The sequence below is a fragment of the Cupriavidus sp. FW216-B1 genome (genome assembly GCF_058789195.1).
Map to the genome: position 1 here is coordinate 32,241 of NZ_JBYTEL010000020.1, position 16,795 is coordinate 49,035.

Here is a 16,795-nt window from a genome sequence, read left to right on the forward strand (position 1 = left end):
TTCCGCCATGCCAGAAACCACGCTCGCCACCATCCACTTCCCTCCCGCCCTGCGCGACTGGATCACGCAGGGACTGCAGCGCGGCGGCGCGCCCGACCACATGGCGCAGGCGCTGGCCTCGCAGGGCTACGATCCGCTGGTGGCGCGCGAGCTGGTGGCGGCCTTCGCGCGCGCGCGGCGCGAGGGCACGCCCGCGCCGCGCGACAGCATCACCGTGAGCCGCGCCGTGCCGGCCGCGGCGGGCGGCCCACGCCTGGCGCAAGGCACGCTGCTGCGCGCCGCCGACCGCGACGTGCGCGTGCTGTCGCGCATGGACCAGCCGATCGTCGCCGTGCTCGAGGGCGTGCTGAGCCACGACGAGTGCGACGCGCTGGTGGCGATGGCGCAGCCGCGCCTGGCGCCGTCCACCACGGTCGATCCCTCGACCGGCTTCACCGTGGTGAGCGAGGGGCGCACCAGCCACGGCATGTTCTTCCGCCTGCAGGAAAACGCGCTGGTGGCGCGCCTCGACCAGCGTATCTCCGCGCTGATGCGGCTGCCGGTGGAGAACGGCGAGGGCCTGCAGGTGCTGCGCTACGGCGTGGGCGCGCAAAGCTCGCCGCACTACGACTTCCTGATGCCGACCAACGCGGCTAACCAGGCTTCGCTGGCGCGCAGCGGCCAGCGCGTGAGCACGCTGGTGGTGTATCTCAACGACGTCGAGGCCGGCGGCGAGACCGCGTTTCCCGAGATCGGCTACGCGGTTTCGCCGCGCAAGGGCAATGCGGTGTATTTTGAGTATTGCGATGCGGCCGGCCAGCTCGACGGCAGGACCCTGCACACGGGCGCGCCGGTGCGGGCCGGCGAGAAATGGGTCGTCACCAAGTGGATGCGGCAGCGGCGCTTCGTGCCGGCCGGCGGCGAGCCGCGCATGATGGCCGGCTAGTTGGCGGGCTGATGCCCGGCTGGTGCCCGGCGCCGGGCACCTTGAAAAAGATCGAGCCGATGGCACGCCTGTTCGTGGCAATCGAAGTCCCCGCGGCGCTGGCCGGCGCGCTGCTCGCGCGCGTGCCGCGCGCGGCGGGCATGCGCCTGGCGGCGCCGCATCAGGTCCACCTCACGCTGCGTTTTCTCGGCGAGCGCGACGAGGCCGCCGCGCAGCGCATCGAACAGGCGCTGGCGCGGGTCGCGTGCGCGGCGTTCACGCTGACCGTGCAGCAGGCCGGCTGCTTTCGCGGGCGCCGCGCCAGCGTGCTGTGGGCCGGCGTCGCGCGCAGCGCCGCGCTCGACGCGCTGCACGCCGCCGTCGGGCAGGCCCTGGATCGCTGCGGCGACGACGGCACCGCCTCGCCGGCGGCGGCGGGGCATCGCCGCCATGCCGGCTTCCTGCCGCACATCACGCTCGCGCGCAGCATGCAGCCCGTGCCGGACGCCGTGCTGCAGGCGTGGCGCGCCGCGCAGGCGGAACTGGCCGGCGCGCCGTTCGCGGTCGGGCGCTTCGTGCTCTACCAGAGTCACCTGCTGGCCGACGGCGCGCAGCACGTGTGCCGCCGCGCCTACGCGCTGGCGCAGCAAGCGTAAACGCCGCGGCGTCCGGGCCGGGTTGCGGGGCTCGCGGGAGTGACCGCGCCGGCACCCGCGCCACGCGCACGCGGCCGGGCCGCACGCACCGGCAGTGCCCGAACGCCGCCGGACGGCCACCCCACGGAAGTCTGGCTTAAGTTTTGCCACACTTCGCCGTTGAACCAACAAGAGCTTGCGCAGCGACAGGCGCCGCGCTTAACATGCTGCGGCGCTGACGCCCGCACCTCGCGCGCGGGTCAGCCCGTTTTCCGTCGCAAGCCACTCTGGCGCGACGCAGGCCCCTCAAGACGTTTGCGTGATTTCATGAGTCTCCAAGATTCCTCGGAGCAATCCGATCAGGACGCGGGCGCGTCGTCGGACGATCGCTACCGCCTCACCCACTCCTCGCAGATCGGCACCGTGCTGCGCGATCTGGCGTGGCAGAAATGCATCGTCAACGTGCGCGCGCGCACCGCGCATGAGATGGTCACCACCGTCCTGCACGTGGATCCGGCCAGCCGCACCTTCATCTTCGACTGGTGCCGCACCGAGCCGGAGCGCCAGGCCTTGATGGCCTCCAGCGAGAATGCGTTTTCCGCTTCGCTGCGCGGCGTGCCCGTGAATTTCGTGATCGGCGCGCCCGAGGCCACCGAGTTCCAGGGGGCGCCCGCCTTCATCGCGCCGTTCCCGGAGAAGATGTATCACCTGCAGCGCCGCCGCCATTTCCGCGCGCGCACCCTGCTCACCAAGGGGCATAGCTGCAGCATCAAGATGCCCGACGGCGCCCAGCTCAAGCTCGACATCGCCGACCTTTCGCTGTCCGGCGTGGGCCTGCGCTCCAAGACGGTGGATGCCACGCGCCTGCCGGTCGGCACCACGGTGTCCGGCGCCCGGCTGGACTTCGGCCCGCTGGGCAAGGTCGACCTGAACCTGCAGGTGGTGGGCCACTGGCTGGCCGGGCGCGACGACAGCGCCCTGCATCACTTCGGCTGCGCCTTCGCCAATCTCGACGGCCGCATGGAGAATTTCCTGCAGCGCCTGGTGTTCTCGCTGGAGCTCGCCAGCCGCGGCTGAGCGCGGCGGCAAGCGGCGGGCGCGTTGCCCGCCGTTCCAGACGTTTCAGCCACTTTCAGCCGCCTACGCGGCGATCAGCTTGCCGATGGCCACCGCGGCCTCGCGCATCGGCGGCAGCAGCCGCGTGACCATTTCCGCCTCGGACACCTGCGTGGCCTTCATGCTGACGCTGATGCCGGCCATCACGCTGCCGGAAATCCCGCGCACCGGCACCGCGATCGCGCGCAGGCCGGGCTCCAGTTCCTCGTCCACCACCACATAGTCCAGTTCGCGCGCGTTGGCGAAGCTGGTTTCCAGCTCGGGCCGCGAGATCTTGGTCTGCAAGGTGCGCGGGCGCAGGTCCACGCGGTCGAAGAAATCTTCCAGCGCCGGCTCGGCCAGGTGCGCCAGCAGCAGGCGCCCGATCGAGGTGCAGTAGGCCGGCAGCCGGCTGCCCATGCCGAGTGAATAAGTGAGCACGCGCTGCACTTCCGAGCGCACCAGGTACAGGATGTCGGTGTCGTCGAGGATGGCCAGCGCCGAGGTCTGCTGGATGCGCGCGCTGAGGCCGTCGAGGATGGGCTGGGCCAGCGACACCAGCGCGGTGGACGAGAAATACGCATGCCCCAGGTGCAGCACGCGCGGGCGCAGCGCGAACTGGCCGCCCTGCTGGCTGACGTAGCCGAGCTGCTCCAGCGTGTACAGGCAACGCCGCACCGAGGCCCGCGACAACTGCGTGCGCTGCGCCACCTGGGAGATGGTCAGCGGGCGCTTACGTTCGGAGAAAGCCTCGAGCACGCTCAGGCCGCGCGCCAGCGACAGCATGAAGTTGGGGTCGCCGGAGAAGCTGTTGAGAAGGTCGGCCTGGGGACGGGCGACGCGGACAGTGGCGGCCGGTGCCTGGCCAGGGCTGCTCGGAAGGGAGGCGTCCATTGGGCGATTGCGCGCATGTCGTTCGATAATCGCGCATCTTAAACCCCCTCGGCCCACCGGGCCAGCGCTTTTCTTGTGCGCGCCGCCTCGCAATGGTGCCCGCGGCCCGCGCGGCGGGCAAAAAAACGTCGCCGTCCCAAGGTGGCGGCGACATCGAAGGGTGCCATCAAGACGGGGGTCTTGGCGACGCCTCCAGCATAGGACGGCACATCAAGACATTGAATACAACTTCGGAGGGGATCGAAGTATCGGACAAGGCTCAATGCCGGGTCCGCGCCGGGGCGGGTAGAATCGCGCCCTTGTTTCCCATGCCGATCCTGCCATGACCGACCAGCCCGAACCGTCCGGCGACCAAGCCGCGGATGACGCCGACAAGATCCAGGAAGCGCGCCTGTGGCGCGCCGACGGCTGGACCGCCCGCGTACTCAAGAACGAGGACGACGACGGCTGGGCCGTGGCCATGATCAAGGACGGCGAGCCCGAGCCCGCCCTGGTCGGCCCGTGGACGATGGGCCGCGACAAGAAGAACCCCAAGCCGCTCGACGCCGGCGCGTTCTCCACGCTGGTCAAGACCGCCTCCGAGGTGCTGCGCCGCCACGAGCAGCAATTGCACGCCATGCTGCACAAGAGCGTGCTGGTGGACACCGACACCGCGCGCATTGCCGTGACGCTCGACATCGTGCCCGACGAGGACAATCCCTACGCCGTGCTGCGCGCCCGCGACGAGTTCGGCGAGGAACTGGCCCAGGTGCGCGTGTCGCCCGCGTTCAAGCTGAGCAAGGCCAGCGCCGCGGACTGGATCGAGAACGAATACCGCCGCCCGGGCTGAAGCCGCGCGGGTCTTCAGCGGGTCTTCGGCGGACCTTCAGCGGGCCAGCAGCACCAGCGCGATGGCCACCGCCGCCGGCACGGCCTGCAGCCACAGGATGCGCCGGTTGGCCGTAAAGGCGCCGAACACTCCGGCCACCAGCACGCAGCCCAGGAAGAACAGCTGCACCGGCACCGCCGCGCCGGCCAGCCCCCACAGCAGGCCGGCGGCGAGAAAGCCGTTGTAGAGGCCCTGGTTGGCCGCCAGCGCCCGCGTGGCGGTGGCGAATTCCTGCGTCAGCCCGAACGCGCGCAGGCCGCGCGGCCTGTCCCACAGGAACATCTCCAGCACCATGATGTAGACGTGCTCCAGCGCCACCAGCGCGACCGCTGCAAGGGACAACCATTTCATGGACAAGGCTCTCGGGAAAGTACGGCGGGTTGGGAATCGTTGGAATCGTTGCGGGAACGTCGCGGGCAATCGTCGAGGGTAGCCGGTTCAGCCCGGCGCGGCCGGCGCCAGCCGCGCGATCAGCGCCGCGTGCCGCGGGTACGCGGCCCGCAGGCTGGCGGCGTCGGCCAGCTCGAACTCGCTGAACTCGAAGCCGGGCGCCACCGTGCAGCCGACCAGCGAGAAGCCGTCCGGGTCGCTGCGCTCGGCGGCGAACCAGCAGCCCGCCTTCACCACCGCCTGGAACACCGCGTCGCCATGTTCGAGCGCGTTGCCGAGCCGGTGCGTGGTCAGGCTGCCGTCCGCCTCCAGCACGTGCACGTGGAGCGGGCAGCCGGCGTAGAAGTGCCAGACCTCGTCGGCGCGGATGCGGTGCCACGCCGAGTACGCCCGCTCGCACAGCAGGTAGTAGATCGCCGTGGAGGCGGCGTGCGTGGCCGCGCCGCCGGCGCCTTCGCGCGCCACGCGCGCGCTGTCGCGGTGCGTTTCGCGGTAGTAGCCGCCCTCGGGATGCGCCCGCAGGCCGAAACGCGCGATCAGCTGGTCTTGCAGGGCGGGGTCGGCGGGCATGCGTGGCTCCGGGGGCGGGAGGTGAATGGAACGTGCATGATAACGGGAGCCGACATGATGCCTGCTGCCTGCGGAAAAGTCAGCGCGGCGTGGCTTCAGGGATTTTGAGGCAACCATGCAAGACGGCGCCCGCATGCGCGGCGCGGTGGTGGCACACTAGCGCCTATGCCCGCCGGCGCGGACATCCCGTGCGCGCCGCCAGAGATCTTGGGCAGGCAATGACGCGGAGCGTGGCGTGGGCGGTGTGGGCGAACTGAAGACCTTGCTGGAGAATCACGGCGTGGTGCTGGTGTTTCTCAATGTGCTGGCCGAGCAGGCCGGGCTGCCGGTGCCGGCCGTGCCCATGCTGTTCGTGGCCGGCGCGCTCGGCATGCGCGAGACCGGCCCGTCGATCGGCGTGGTGCTGGCGGCGGTCATCGTGGCCTGCCTGATCGCCGACACCGCGTGGTATTTCGCCGGCAAGCGGCTGGGCCAGCCGATGCTGCGCACCATCTGCCGCGTCTCGATCTCGCCCGACAGCTGCATCCGCCAGACCCAGTCGCTCTACCTGCGCGTGGGCCCGCGCTCGCTGGTGTTCGCCAAGCTGCTGCCCGGCGCGGGCGCGCTGTCCACGGCGATGGCCGGCATGACCGCCACGCCGTTCCCGGTATTCCTGTTCTACGACGCATTGGGCGCGCTGGTGTGGGCCGGCGGCGCGCTGCTGATCGGCATCGTGTTTACCGATTTCGTGGAAGTGATCCTGCTCGCCTTCAGCACCTACGGCCCGGTGGCGGTGATGGCGGTGGTGGGCGCGTTCGCGGCCTTCGTGGCGTACAAGTTCGTGCGGCGCGTGCGCTTGCTGCGGCGCACCCGCCGCGTGCGCCGCATGACGGTCGAGGAACTGGAGTCGCGCCGCGGCGGCGAGCGCGGCCCGCTCGTGCTCGACGTGCGCAGCAGCGCCGAGGAGCGCATTCCCGGCGCCATGACGATGGACCTGCACGCGCCGCTGGAGATGCTGGCGGCGCATCCCGTGACCACCGAGATCGTCATCTACTGCGCGTGCCCGAACGAGGTGTCCGCCGCGATCCTCGCCGAGCGGCTGCAGGCCGCGGGCTACCTCAACACCTGGGCGCTGGCCGGCGGCTTCGACGAATGGAAGCGCCTGCAGGACAGCGCCTCCGCCGTGGAAGACCTGGCCCAGGAACCCGCGCCGCGCGCTTCCTGAGCGCGGTTCTAGCAGCCGACCCAGTAGGCGTAACCGACCAGCCGCTCGCCGAGGAAATACAGGCGGTACTGGTCGCCGTCGCCGTCCAGCGTGTACAGCGTGGTGTAGTCCAGGTGCTCGAGCGGGTCGCCCTCGTCGCGGTCGGACGGGCTGCGCACCTTGCCGGGCGCCTCGGCCATCTTCCAGTGCGGGTTCCGGCGCAGCGCCGCGTCGAGCTGGCCCAGCGTGGTGGCGGCGGTGATGTCGCGGCCTTCGAGCTTGAGCGTCAGGCCCGCCGGGATGCCGTGCAGCGCGCGGATCACGGCGTCGCCGCTGCGACCCACCTCGATCAGCGCGTCCGGGTAGCGGTAGTCCATGAGGTGCTCTTCGTCCAGCGCCGTGCCGCATTCCTCCTGGTTGGGCGTGATCTCGGGCGGCTTGCCCCAGGCCGCCTGCACGTCCGCCATGCTGGTCAGCCCGCGCAGCGCCACCAGCGGGCGCGCCAGCGGCGCGGGGGCGAAGGCGGGCGCGTCATCGGGCGGCGCGGCATCGTCGTCGCGCGCGGCCTGCGCGGCGGAGGCCGGCGCCGGGGCGGCCGGCGTGCCCGCCTCGCGCTCGCAGCCCGGCAGGGCCGCCAGCGCGGCGCAGGCGGCGAAGATGGACAGGCAGCGCGGCAGCAGCGCGCCGGCGGGAGCATTCGGGCAGGACGTCATGCAAAAAGAATAGCCACTGGGGCAGGGACCGCATCAGGTGCGCAACCATACACCGAAGCGCACAGGCTGAACATGCCCGCTTGGTGGGCTGCCGAACGGAAGCGGCGCGCTGTACCGCATCACGCCTTCATGCTGTCTTGGGCCGCTTCATGCCGCCCCGCGCCGGCGCGGGCGGCCCGCCCGGCACTTCGCGCCGCCACCCGCCGTGGCGCCGCCTATACTTGGGCGGACATCTGCGAGGGAGAGCCGCATGCCTGCCGAAGACCAGCCTTCCGGAGATGAACCCGCCCGCATCGCGCGGCGCCGCCGGCAGCTCGGCATTCCCCGGCGCGCGCGCGACGGCGAGGGCAACTGGGCGCTGGCGCTGTCGGGCGGCGGCATCCGCAGCGCCACCTTCTGCCTGGGCGTGATGCAGGCGCTGGCCAAGGCGCCGCCGCCGCAACTGGCCGGGCGGGCGCCGCCGCCCGGCGCCGCGCCCGCCGACGTGCAGGAAGGCGACGGCCCCGACGCCATCGCGCCGGCCCCCGCGCCGGCCACCGCCGCGCTGCTCGGCCAGTTCGACTACCTCTCCACCGTCAGCGGCGGCGGCTACCTCGGCGCCTTCTTCTGCAGCCTGTTCGTGCCCGGGCGCCTGAAGTCCGGCACCAGCGCCGCCGAGGCCGCGGCGCTGGCTTACCACACGCTGGAGCAGGAGCCGCCCGGGCGCATCCGTTCCTCGGTGTCCTATGCCGCCGAGCCCGGCCGCGCGGCGGTGGCGTGGCTGCGCGAGAACGGGCGCTACCTGACCCCGTCCGGCGGCGGCGATTCGCTCTACGCGGCCGCGCTGGTGGTGCGCAACTGGTTCGCCATGCAGTACGTGATCGGCAGCGCGTTGCTGTTGCTGCTGGCGGTGCTGGCCCTGCTGCGCCATCTTGCCGTGGGCTGCTGGATCGGCCTGGGCCGGCACCAGATGGACCTGCTGCACGACGCGCGCCAGGTGTTCAACGAAGGCGGCATGGCGATCTGGTGGAGCGAGCTGCTGTGGCTGCCGCTGGCGGCGCTGCTGCTGCTGGCGGTGCCGCCCGCGGTGGCGTACTGGCTGGTCTACCCGCGCGCCGGCGAGGCGCAGCCGGCGCTGCGCTTCGACAGCCTCGCCACGCGGCTGGCCGCGCTGGCGGGCGCGGCGATGCTGGGGCTGGCGGCGTGGCTGCACTGGCTCGGGCCGGGCCTCGTGGTGTCCTGCCTGCTGCTCGGCGCGGGCGTGCTGTGCTGGCTCGGCGTGGCCTGCTGCTTCGTCCTGTGCCGCGAGCCGCCCGCCACGGTGCAGGCCTACCGCGTGCGCGCCACGCGCGCGCTGAGCGGCGCGGTCGGCATCGTGCTGTGGCTGGCGGCGCTGGGCGTGGCGGACACCGTGGCGCGCACGTTCTACCTGTACACGCAGTCCAGCGGCCATCCGTGGGGCGCGCTCGGCCCGGCCGGCGCGCTCGGCGCCCTGGTCTGGCTGGTGCGCTACGGCGCCGGCATGCTCGACGGCAAGGGCGAGGGCGGCGCGGGCAAGGGCGGCATCGTGGCCGCGCTGGCGCGCCTGCCGGTGTCGCTGCTGGCCGGCAGCGCCGCCGCCGTGCTGGCGCTGCTGGTGTTCGTGCTGTGGTCGTGGCTGGTGCTGTGGGTGCGCTGGAACGGCGCCGAGCCGGTCGACTGGCTGGTGTTCGGCAATGCCTACACCACGCCCGTGCTGGGCACGCTGAGCGCGCTGGCGCTCGGGCTCACGCTGATCGCCGGGCGCTTCGCCGGTTTCCTCAATCTGTCCACGCTGCAGCAGTTCTACTCGGCGCGGCTCACGCGCGCCTACCTGGGCGGCTCCAACGGCCAGCGCTTCGCGCCGCCCGCCGGCGCCGGGTCCGCCGCGCGGCAGCACGCCGCGCAGCGCGCGCGCCTGAGCGTGGCGGAGCCGGCCGAGGGCGACGCGCTGAGCCTCAACGCCTACTACGATCCCGCCATGCTGGCGCCGCTGCACCTGATCAACGTCACGCTCAACCTGACCGTGGACCCGGCCGAGCAACTGGTGCAGCGCGACCGCAAGGGCAAGCCGCTGTGCATCGCGCCGGGGCCGTTCACGCTGCCGCCCACCGCCGCGCGCGGGCTGCCGCCCGATGCCTTCGTGCGCTTCACCGTGGACGGCCAGCGCTTCTTTCCGGAGACGCACAAGGCTGGCGGCAGCGAGCTGGCGCAGTCGCGCACGCTGGGCGACTGGATCGCCACCTCGGGCGCGGCCATCTCCACCGGCCTGGGGCGCTCCACCACGCTCGGCACCTCGCTGCTGCTGGGGCTGGCCAACCTGCGCCTGGGCACGTGGTGGCCGTCCTATCCGCTCGATGCCGGCAGCGCGCCGCGCGCCGGCGGCGCCGAGCGCGACCGCGTGCAGGCCGACCGGCCCGGCAGGCCGTGGCTGGGCGCGTGCATCTCGCTGCTCCGCACGCAGTACTACCTGGCGTGCGAGCTGAGCGCGCGCTTCCACGGCACCCACCGCGGCTGGCAATACCTGTCCGACGGCGGCCACTTCGAGAACACCGCGGTCTACGAGCTGCTGCGCCCGGAGCGCCGGGTGTCGCTGATCGTGCTGTGCGATTGCGGGGCGGACCCGCGCTACCAGTTCGGCGACCTCGCCAACCTGATCCGGCTGGCGCGCATCGACCTGGGGCTGGAGATCGTGGTCGACGGCGCCGCCGCCGAGGACCCGCTGCTCGGCGGCGTGTTCGGCACGCCCGCGGATTTCCCGCCGCAGGCGCGCGGCGCGGGCAGCAACGAAGCTGGCGACAAGACCGGCGACAAGTGCGCGCTGCTGCTCAACGTCTATCGCGCCGGCGAGCCCGCCGCCGCGCGCAGCCCGGTCGCGCGCATCGTGCTGCTCAAGCCGTGCCCGCTCGCCGGCGCGCCGGCCGACGTGCGGCAATACGGCGCCAGCCATCCGGCCTTCCCGCAGGAGCCCACCAGCGACCAGTTCTTCGACGAGGCGCAGTGGGAAAGCTACCGCGAGCTCGGCTTCGCCATCGGCCAGCGCGTGTTCGGCGGCGGCGCGGCGGGCGACGCGGTGGCGCGGGCGCTATGGGCTCGCTGATGGCGCGCTGAGGCGCCACTCGGCGCGGAGGCCCTGCGCTTGTCTGTGGCGGCTGTCGGCCCGATGCCGGCGCCGCCGCGCTACGAAGCCGCGCCGTGCGCGGCCAGCACCGGGTCGCCCTCGAGCGCGCTGGAGGGGCTGCCGTCCACGCCGACCGGCACGTCGCCCACCAGCGTGATGCGGTAGAGCTGGCGGTCGAAATCGAGGTCGAAGATGTCGGCCGGCGCCAGGTGCGCGGTGGCGCGGTTGTCCCAGAACGCGATGCTGCCCGGTTCCCACTTGAAGCGCACCGTGTATTCCGGGCGCACCACGTGTTCCCACAGCAGCTCCAGCAGTTGCTGGCTCTCGCGCGGCGCGAAGCCGGACAGCGACTTGAGGAAGCTCGGGCTGACGTAGAGCGCGCGCTCGCCGGTCTCGGGGTGCACGCGCACCAGCGGATGCTCGCTGACCAGCGAGCGGCTCTTGACCGCGCGCTCGAACTCGCCGGTGGCGCTGGCGCCGGCCGGCGCGGTGAAGCGGTGCACGCCGCGCAGGCCGTCCACGATGCGGCGCAGCGGCTCGGACAGGCCCTGGTAGGCGGCCACGAGGTTGGTCCACTGCGTGTCGCCGCCATAGGGTGGGATCACCACGCCGCGCAGGATGGAGGCGGCCGGCGGGTTGACCGCCGCGGTCACGTCGGTGTGCCAGCCGGTCCACGGGCGCTGGATCGCCTGGCCCTCGAAGCGGTTGGCCTTGCGGTGCTTGCTGATCGAGTACAGCTCGGGAAAGCCGTCCACGTGGCCGAACACGGGATGCCCGACGGTGAGCTCGCCGAACTGCCGGGCAAAGGCGATGTGCTGCTCGTGCGACAGGTGCTGGTCGCGGAAGAACACCACCTTCCACTTCAGCAGTGCGGCGCGGATCGCCGCCACCTGTGCCGGCGGCAGCGGCGCGCGCAGGTCCACGCCGTCGATGCGCGCGCCGATGTGCGCGGAAAGCGGGTGCACGGTGAGCGGTTGTCCGGCGGCGTGCCGGCGCGCGGCGTCCGCGGTGGTATCGGTCACGGCGGCGGTCACAGCGGCGGTCGCGGCGACGGTCATGGCGAGGCTCCTTGGCAAGGGAAGAGGGCGGCGCCTGCCGCCAAAGCGCTACCATATGCCGTGCCGCGCGGCGTGCTCAACGAAGGAATTCGGCTTTGCATATGCGCGCAAGCCGCATCGCCGCCGGGGTCGCGCGGGCCACGCCTTGCCGCGCGACGCGGCGGCGCGGACAATGGCACGCATACCGCCAGCCGAACCGAGAGAAGCCATTCCATGCCACCTGCCGTTGCCGCCCTCACGCACGGGGCCGCCCGCCTTGCCGCGGCGCGGCGCGGTTTGCCGCCGAGGTGAACCGCCGTGGATGACGCGAAAGCCGGCCCGCGCGACGCCGTGCCGCCCCGGGCCCGCGCCGCGGCGCAGGCCGACGATGCTCCGCTGCGCCTGGCGCGCACGCGCGCGGCGCGCGCGCTGCTGACCGCGCTGGCGCTGGCCAGCCTGGGCGTGGCCATCCTTGGCCTGTTCATTCCGGGTCTGCCGAGCACGGAATTCGTGCTGCTGGCCGCGTGGGCCGCGGCCAAGGGCTCGCCGCGGCTGCACGCATGGCTGCTCGGCCACCGCGTGTTCGGCCCCATGCTCTACAACTGGCATCACGGCCGCATGGTCAGCCGCCGCGCCAAGTGGAGCGCCACGGCCGCGATGACGGTGTGCGCCGGCGTGCTGCTGTACGGCATGCACCGGCCCTGGCTGGCCTATGCCGCGATCGCCTGCATGGCCTGCGTGCTGGCGTGGCTGTGGCGCCGGCCGGAGCCGCCGGCTTCCTAAACCCTCTGCGGCGCCTTTGTTCTGGCCGCTTTGGCAGGCCTTGCGGGCGGCGCCGGCCAGGCCAGCATCGCCATCTCCGCCAGCCCTTCCAGCGCGGCGCGCGTGGCGCCGTCGCGCGCCTGCATCGACATGCCCTGCATCACCGCGTTGAAGAAGCGCGCCAGCGCCGCCGCGTCGGCGCCCGCGGGCAGCTCGCCCGCGGCGATGCCGGCCTCGATGCGCGCCTGCATGGCCTGTTCCTTTTCCCGGCGGCGCAGGCGCAGCGTGTCCTCGATGTAGGCGCAGTCCGCCGAGCAACTGGTGCCGCTCATCAGGAAGCAGCCGGCCGGGCTGCCCTTGGCGCTGAACAGCGCGGCCGCGCCGGCCAGCAGGCCGTGCACGGCCTCGCGCGCGCTGCCGCCGGCTTCCAGCGGGCCGTACAGCAGCGCGCCGTGGGTCTCGGCGTAGCGGTCCACGGCTTCGTAGAACAGTTGCTCCTTGCTGCCGAAGGCGGCGTACAGGCTGGGGGCGGTGATCGCCATCGCCTCGGTGAGCGCCGCGACCGAGGTGGACTCGTAGCCGTGGCGCCAGAACAGCGCCAGGGCCTGGCCCAGCGCCGCGTCGCGATCGAATTGCCGGGGCCGTCCACGGCCCGCGCCGGAAACACTCTTTTTCATAGTGGTCATTATATTTTTCCGTTGCCAGTCGCACCAGCCTGTGATTAATATAGCGATCGTTCAATAAATCGTCGAGCCGGCCGCAGTCCGTCGCCCCCATCGACGTTCCGCATCTACGCCATGAGTGCCGCCATGATCCCCTACTCCCTGCTTGACCTGTCGCCCATCGTGGAAGGCGGCGATGCCGGCCAGGCCATGCGCAACACGCTTGCGCTCGCGCAGCACGCCGAGCGCCTCGGCTACCGCCGCTTCTGGCTGGCCGAGCACCACAACATGCCCGGCATCGCCAGCGCCGCCACCGCGGTGCTGATCGGCCACGTCGCCAACGGCACTTCCACCATCCGCGTGGGCTCGGGCGGCATCATGCTGCCCAATCACTCGCCGCTGGTGGTGGCCGAGCAGTTCGGCACGCTCGAGGCGCTGTTCCCGGGCCGCATCGACCTCGGCCTGGGCCGCGCGCCCGGCACCGACCAGTCCACCGCCCGCGCGCTGCGCCGCAGCGCCACGCAGGACACCGCCGACGCCTTCCCGCAGGACGTCGAAGAACTGCAGGCGTATTTCGACACGCCGCGCCCCGGCCAGCGCCTGCGCGCGGTGCCCGGCGCGGGCCTGAAGGTGCCGCTGTGGCTGCTCGGCTCCAGCCTGTTCAGCGCGCAGCTGGCCGCGGCGATGGGCCTGCCGTTCGCGTTCGCCTCGCACTTCGCGCCGGGTTTCATGCGCCAGGCGGTCGATCTGTACCGGCAGACCTTCCGCCCGTCCGAGCAACTGGACCGCCCGCACGTCATGCTCGGCCTGAACGTGTTCGCGGCGGATACCGAGGTGCAGGCGCGCCGCCTGTTCAGCTCGCTGCAGCAGCAGTTCCTGGCGCTGGTGCGCGGCGCGCCCGGCCCGATCCGTCCGCCCGTGGACGACATCGAGACGCTGTGGAGCGAGACCGAGGCCACCCATATCCGCCGCTCGCTGGCCTGCTCGGTGGTGGGCGACGCGGCCGGCGTGCGCGCCGGCCTGCAGCGTTTCGTCGACGACCTGCGCCCGGACGAGCTGATGCTGACCGCGCAGATCTACGACCACGAAGCCCGCCTGCGCTCGTTCGAGATCGCCGCGCAGGCCATGCGCGACCTCGCGCCCGCCGCGCGCACCGCGCTCTGAGTTTGCGCGGCTGACGCACGGAAGGGGCCGCCGCGGACCCCGCCAGCAAGCTTTCCGTTCCCTGCCTACAATGTGCTTTTCGCCGCGCCGGCCACCGGCGCGGCACCCTGCCGCCGACGGGCCGGCCTGACGGGGGCACATCGCATGCAACTCGCGGAGCAAAACGGATGACCTCAAGCATCACCAAGCGCAAACTGGGCAGGTCCGGGCTGGAAGTCTCGCCCCTGGCATTCGGCGGCAACGTGTTCGGTTGGAGTGCCGACGAGGCCACCTCCTTCAAGCTGCTCGATGCCTTCGTCGGCGCCGGGCTCAATTTCGTCGACACCGCCGACGTCTATTCCCGCTGGGTGCCCGGCAACCGGGGCGGCGAATCCGAGACCATCATCGGCAAGTGGTTCAAGCGCAGCGGCAAGCGCGCCGAGGTGGTGCTGGCGACCAAGGTCGGCATCGAGATGGGCGAAGGCAGCAAGGGCCTGTCGCGCGCGTACATCGAGCGCGCCGTCGATGCCTCGCTGCAGCGACTGCAGACCGACTACATCGATCTCTACCAGTCGCACACCGACGACCAGGACACCCCGCTGGAAGAAACGCTGGACGCCTACGACCGCCTCATCAAGGCCGGCAAGGTGCGCGCCATCGGCGCCTCCAACTACGGCGCCGCGCGCCTGGCCGAAGCGCTGGCGACCAGCGCCCGCCTCGGCCTGCCGCGCTACGAGAGCCTGCAGCCGAACTACAATCTCTACACCCGCGCGGCATACGAGAGCGAGCTGGAGCCGCTGGTGCTGCGCGAAGGGCTGGGCGTGCTCAACTACTACGCGCTGGCCAGCGGCTTCCTGAGCGGCAAGTACCGCTCCGAGGCCGACCTCGACAAGAGCAGCGCGCGCGGGCAGGCCGTCAAGGCCTACCTGAACGCGCGCGGCCTGGGCATCCTGGCCGCGCTCGACGAAGTGGCGGCACGCCGCGGCGCCAATCCGACGCAGGTCGCGCTGGCGTGGCTGATCGCGCGGCCGAGCATCACCTCGCCCATCGCCAGCGCCACTTCGGTGGCGCAGCTGGACGACCTGATCGCCGCCACGCGCCTGCAGCTCGGCGCCGACGACATCGCCCTGCTCGACAAGGCCAGCGCCTGAGCGCGGCCGCAACGGGAGCAGACATGGACAGCAATAACGGCCAGGCGGCGGACGCCGGCAAGCACGGCCTCGGCGAAGTGAAGGCGCTGGTGTTCGACGTGTTCGGCACCGTGGTCGACTGGCGCAGCAGCGTCAGCGCCGACCTCGCCGCCTTCGGCAAGCGCAAGGGCATCGAGGCGGACTGGGTGGCGTTCGCCGACGCCTGGCGCGCTGGCTACGTGCCCGGCATGGACCGCGTGCGCGAAGGCGCGCGGCCCTGGGCCAACATCGACGTGCTGCACCGCGAGCGGCTCGACGTGCTGCTCGACGAGTTCGGCATCCAGGGCCTGGACGAGGCCGAGAAGGACTACCTCAACCGCGCCTGGCACCGGCTCTCGGGCTGGCCCGACACCGTGCCCGGGCTCACGCGCCTGAAGCAGCGCTACATCCTGAGCACGTTCTCCAACGGCAGCGTGCCGTGCCTGATCGACACGGCCCGGCACGCCGGCCTGCCGTGGGACGCGATCTACAGCGCCGACGTGGTGCGCCACTTCAAGCCCGATCCGCGCATCTACCGTGGCGTGATCGGCTTTCTCGGCCTGCATCCGCACGAGGTGATGCTGGTGGCGGCGCACAACGGCGACCTGCGCCACGGGCGCTCGCACGGCATGCGCACGGCCTACGTCAACCGGCCCACGGAATACGGGCCGAACCAGTCCAAGGACCGCGCCGCCGAGTCCGACTGGGACGTGGTGGCCGGCAGCATGACGGAACTGGCCGACCGGCTCGGCTGCTGAAGCCGGCGCGCGCGCGGATGTGCGGGCGGATGCGCGGATGCGCCCGCCCGTTCCGCGCCGCCGGTGCGCGCTTGCGCGGCGCCCGCACTTCGCGGTCCGGGAACGCTAGAACCGGATGACTTCCCCGCGGGCCGGATGCTGGGCAAAGCTGTCGCAGCCCCAGTGGAAGACCTCGTAGCCCAGCGCCTCCACCCACGCGATCAGCGCTTCCCTGCGCTCGGCGAACCACGCGAATTTCCACGTCTCGAAGACGAGCGGCGGATAGTGGTTGCGCCTGAGCAGTTCCCGGGCGCCTTGCAGCACCTGGAGCTCCATGCCTTCGACGTCGATCTTGATCAGGCGGATATCGGTGTACTCGCCCTGGTCCAGCGTCGCCACGGGAATCCGCTCGACCGCCACGCCTTGCGGGCTGCGGCGATGGAAAGCGTTGAATTCCGCGTCGAAGCTGTAGCTGCCGATGTTGTTGTGGCTCGGGTAGTCCGGGATCTGCGCCTCGATTTCGCCGGGGCGGTCGGACAGCGCGAGATGGTAGGTGTTGATGTTGGAAAGGGAATTCAGCGCGATCGATCCGCCCAGGCAATAGAGCGCGAGCCGCTGCGCGTCGAAGCATTCGAAGCGGTGCAGCGGATACTGCCGCGCCAGCGGCAGCACGAAGGTGCCGATGTTGCAGCCGACGTCGAGAATGGTGCCGGGCAACTGGTTGCGCAGCAGCTTTTCGAAGAACGGGCGCAGCCATGTTTCGAAGCCACCGGTCTTCCTCAGTTCGTTCGAGATCAGGTCCGGCCCCTGGAAAACGATGTAGCGAGTGCCGTCGAGTGCGCTGGTGATGACTTCGGTCGGGGGGAACAGGATCGGCATGGGCCGGCGTGGGCGAGTGGGAGGCCTCGAAGTTAA

Annotated in this window: 17 protein-coding genes; 10 read left to right on the plus strand and 7 right to left on the minus strand. The window is 71.7% G+C overall.

The features are described 5' to 3' along the window. Positions 1-7 precede the first annotated feature (7 nt). The 3 genes from AC3WXD_RS28155 (at position 8) to AC3WXD_RS28165 (ending at position 2,616) form a co-directional block, all read left to right on the plus strand. The gene (locus AC3WXD_RS28155; protein WP_059412092.1) at positions 8-925 is read left to right on the plus strand and encodes a 2OG-Fe(II) oxygenase; all 918 of its coding nucleotides are present in this window, start codon (positions 8-10) and stop codon (positions 923-925) included. A gap of 41 nt (positions 926-966) precedes the next feature. Continuing rightward, complete coding sequence (gene thpR / locus AC3WXD_RS28160) at positions 967-1,560, plus strand: RNA 2',3'-cyclic phosphodiesterase (RefSeq protein ID WP_454732566.1); 594 nt, start codon at positions 967-969, stop codon at positions 1,558-1,560. 306 nt (positions 1,561-1,866) lie between these two features. Beyond that, positions 1,867-2,616 (plus strand): flagellar brake protein, encoded by a 750-nt coding sequence (locus AC3WXD_RS28165; RefSeq protein ID WP_020202460.1) that lies wholly within the window; start codon positions 1,867-1,869, stop codon positions 2,614-2,616. A gap of 63 nt (positions 2,617-2,679) precedes the next feature. On the opposite strand, the gene AC3WXD_RS28170 is transcribed toward AC3WXD_RS28165, so the two are convergent. After that, positions 2,680-3,528: an IclR family transcriptional regulator domain-containing protein gene (locus AC3WXD_RS28170; RefSeq protein WP_029043485.1), complete on the minus strand. Its 849-nt coding sequence runs from the start codon at positions 3,526-3,528 to the stop codon at positions 2,680-2,682. A 322-nt stretch (positions 3,529-3,850) separates the two neighbouring features. On the opposite strand from AC3WXD_RS28170, the gene AC3WXD_RS28175 reads away from it, so the two are divergent. Then, positions 3,851-4,357 carry a hypothetical protein gene (locus AC3WXD_RS28175; RefSeq protein ID WP_492325113.1) on the plus strand — a complete coding sequence of 169 codons (507 nt, stop codon included), beginning with the start codon at positions 3,851-3,853 and terminating at the stop codon, positions 4,355-4,357. 36 nt (positions 4,358-4,393) lie between these two features. On the opposite strand, the gene AC3WXD_RS28180 is transcribed toward AC3WXD_RS28175, so the two are convergent. Both AC3WXD_RS28180 and AC3WXD_RS28185 read right to left on the minus strand, forming a co-directional pair. After that, positions 4,394-4,747, minus strand: a complete 354-nt coding sequence (locus AC3WXD_RS28180) for a DUF1304 domain-containing protein (protein ID WP_029043486.1) — start codon at positions 4,745-4,747, stop codon at positions 4,394-4,396. 87 nt (positions 4,748-4,834) lie between these two features. After that, positions 4,835-5,356: a cupin domain-containing protein gene (locus AC3WXD_RS28185; RefSeq protein ID WP_492325114.1), complete on the minus strand. Its 522-nt coding sequence runs from the start codon at positions 5,354-5,356 to the stop codon at positions 4,835-4,837. A gap of 244 nt (positions 5,357-5,600) precedes the next feature. Between AC3WXD_RS28185 and AC3WXD_RS28190 the strand changes: the two genes are divergently transcribed. Beyond that, positions 5,601-6,560: a VTT domain-containing protein gene (locus AC3WXD_RS28190; RefSeq protein WP_020202465.1), complete on the plus strand. Its 960-nt coding sequence runs from the start codon at positions 5,601-5,603 to the stop codon at positions 6,558-6,560. Positions 6,561-6,568: 8 nt separating this feature from the next. Here the strand turns inward: AC3WXD_RS28190 and AC3WXD_RS28195 are convergent, their stop codons facing one another. Continuing rightward, on the minus strand, positions 6,569-7,252 hold the full coding sequence (locus AC3WXD_RS28195; protein ID WP_492325115.1) for a hypothetical protein: 684 nt from the start codon (positions 7,250-7,252) through the stop codon (positions 6,569-6,571). A 250-nt stretch (positions 7,253-7,502) separates the two neighbouring features. On the opposite strand from AC3WXD_RS28195, the gene AC3WXD_RS28200 reads away from it, so the two are divergent. Continuing rightward, a complete protein-coding gene (locus AC3WXD_RS28200) occupies positions 7,503-10,349 on the plus strand; it encodes a hypothetical protein (RefSeq protein ID WP_492325116.1) in 2,847 nt (948 codons plus the stop codon). A gap of 80 nt (positions 10,350-10,429) precedes the next feature. On the opposite strand, the gene AC3WXD_RS28205 is transcribed toward AC3WXD_RS28200, so the two are convergent. Continuing rightward, positions 10,430-11,428: a TauD/TfdA dioxygenase family protein gene (locus tag AC3WXD_RS28205; RefSeq protein WP_492325117.1), complete on the minus strand. Its 999-nt coding sequence runs from the start codon at positions 11,426-11,428 to the stop codon at positions 10,430-10,432. Between the two features lie 297 nt (positions 11,429-11,725). On the opposite strand from AC3WXD_RS28205, the gene AC3WXD_RS28210 reads away from it, so the two are divergent. Then, a complete protein-coding gene (locus AC3WXD_RS28210; protein ID WP_492325118.1) occupies positions 11,726-12,190 on the plus strand; it encodes a YbaN family protein in 465 nt (154 codons plus the stop codon). Here the strand turns inward: AC3WXD_RS28210 and AC3WXD_RS28215 are convergent. Then, positions 12,187-12,855 carry a TetR/AcrR family transcriptional regulator gene (locus AC3WXD_RS28215; protein ID WP_492325119.1) on the minus strand — a complete coding sequence of 223 codons (669 nt, stop codon included), beginning with the start codon at positions 12,853-12,855 and terminating at the stop codon, positions 12,187-12,189. The genes AC3WXD_RS28210 and AC3WXD_RS28215 overlap by 4 nt on opposite strands. Positions 12,856-12,978: 123 nt before the next feature. Here AC3WXD_RS28215 and AC3WXD_RS28220 point away from each other — a divergent pair, with 123 nt between their 5' ends. From AC3WXD_RS28220 to AC3WXD_RS28230, 3 genes are all read left to right on the plus strand, one after another. Then, positions 12,979-13,995, plus strand: a complete 1,017-nt coding sequence (locus AC3WXD_RS28220) for an LLM class flavin-dependent oxidoreductase (protein WP_082079537.1) — start codon at positions 12,979-12,981, stop codon at positions 13,993-13,995. A gap of 167 nt (positions 13,996-14,162) precedes the next feature. After that, the gene (locus tag AC3WXD_RS28225) at positions 14,163-15,125 is read left to right on the plus strand and encodes an aldo/keto reductase (protein ID WP_020202473.1); all 963 of its coding nucleotides are present in this window, start codon (positions 14,163-14,165) and stop codon (positions 15,123-15,125) included. A 23-nt stretch (positions 15,126-15,148) separates the two neighbouring features. After that, positions 15,149-15,901, plus strand: coding sequence for a haloacid dehalogenase type II (locus AC3WXD_RS28230; RefSeq protein WP_020202474.1), 753 nt, complete (start codon positions 15,149-15,151; stop codon positions 15,899-15,901). 105 nt (positions 15,902-16,006) lie between these two features. Here the strand turns inward: AC3WXD_RS28230 and AC3WXD_RS28235 are convergent, their stop codons facing one another. Beyond that, complete coding sequence (locus AC3WXD_RS28235; protein ID WP_492325120.1) at positions 16,007-16,759, minus strand: FkbM family methyltransferase; 753 nt, start codon at positions 16,757-16,759, stop codon at positions 16,007-16,009. Positions 16,760-16,795 lie beyond the last annotated feature (36 nt).

Bases quoted from the DNA above. Each gene is read 5' to 3' on its own strand.
- AC3WXD_RS28170 (WP_029043485.1), bottom strand. From the start codon at position 3,528: ATGGACGCCTCCCTTCCGAGCAGCCCTGGCCAGGCACCGGCCGCCACT.
- AC3WXD_RS28215 (WP_492325119.1), bottom strand. From the start codon at position 12,855: ATGACCACTATGAAAAAGAGTGTTTCCGGCGCGGGCCGTGGACGGCCC.
- AC3WXD_RS28185 (WP_492325114.1), bottom strand. From the start codon at position 5,356: ATGCCCGCCGACCCCGCCCTGCAAGACCAGCTGATCGCGCGTTTCGGC.
- AC3WXD_RS28225 (WP_020202473.1), top strand. From the start codon at position 14,163: ATGACCTCAAGCATCACCAAGCGCAAACTGGGCAGGTCCGGGCTGGAA.
- AC3WXD_RS28235 (WP_492325120.1), bottom strand. From the start codon at position 16,759: ATGCCGATCCTGTTCCCCCCGACCGAAGTCATCACCAGCGCACTCGAC.
- AC3WXD_RS28180 (WP_029043486.1), bottom strand. From the start codon at position 4,747: ATGAAATGGTTGTCCCTTGCAGCGGTCGCGCTGGTGGCGCTGGAGCAC.
- AC3WXD_RS28155 (WP_059412092.1), top strand. From the start codon at position 8: ATGCCAGAAACCACGCTCGCCACCATCCACTTCCCTCCCGCCCTGCGC.
- AC3WXD_RS28205 (WP_492325117.1), bottom strand. From the start codon at position 11,428: ATGACCGTCGCCGCGACCGCCGCTGTGACCGCCGCCGTGACCGATACC.
- AC3WXD_RS28220 (WP_082079537.1), top strand. From the start codon at position 12,979: ATGATCCCCTACTCCCTGCTTGACCTGTCGCCCATCGTGGAAGGCGGC.
- AC3WXD_RS28195 (WP_492325115.1), bottom strand. From the start codon at position 7,252: ATGACGTCCTGCCCGAATGCTCCCGCCGGCGCGCTGCTGCCGCGCTGC.
- AC3WXD_RS28165 (WP_020202460.1), top strand. From the start codon at position 1,867: ATGAGTCTCCAAGATTCCTCGGAGCAATCCGATCAGGACGCGGGCGCG.
- AC3WXD_RS28175 (WP_492325113.1), top strand. From the start codon at position 3,851: ATGACCGACCAGCCCGAACCGTCCGGCGACCAAGCCGCGGATGACGCC.
- AC3WXD_RS28230 (WP_020202474.1), top strand. From the start codon at position 15,149: ATGGACAGCAATAACGGCCAGGCGGCGGACGCCGGCAAGCACGGCCTC.
- AC3WXD_RS28200 (WP_492325116.1), top strand. From the start codon at position 7,503: ATGCCTGCCGAAGACCAGCCTTCCGGAGATGAACCCGCCCGCATCGCG.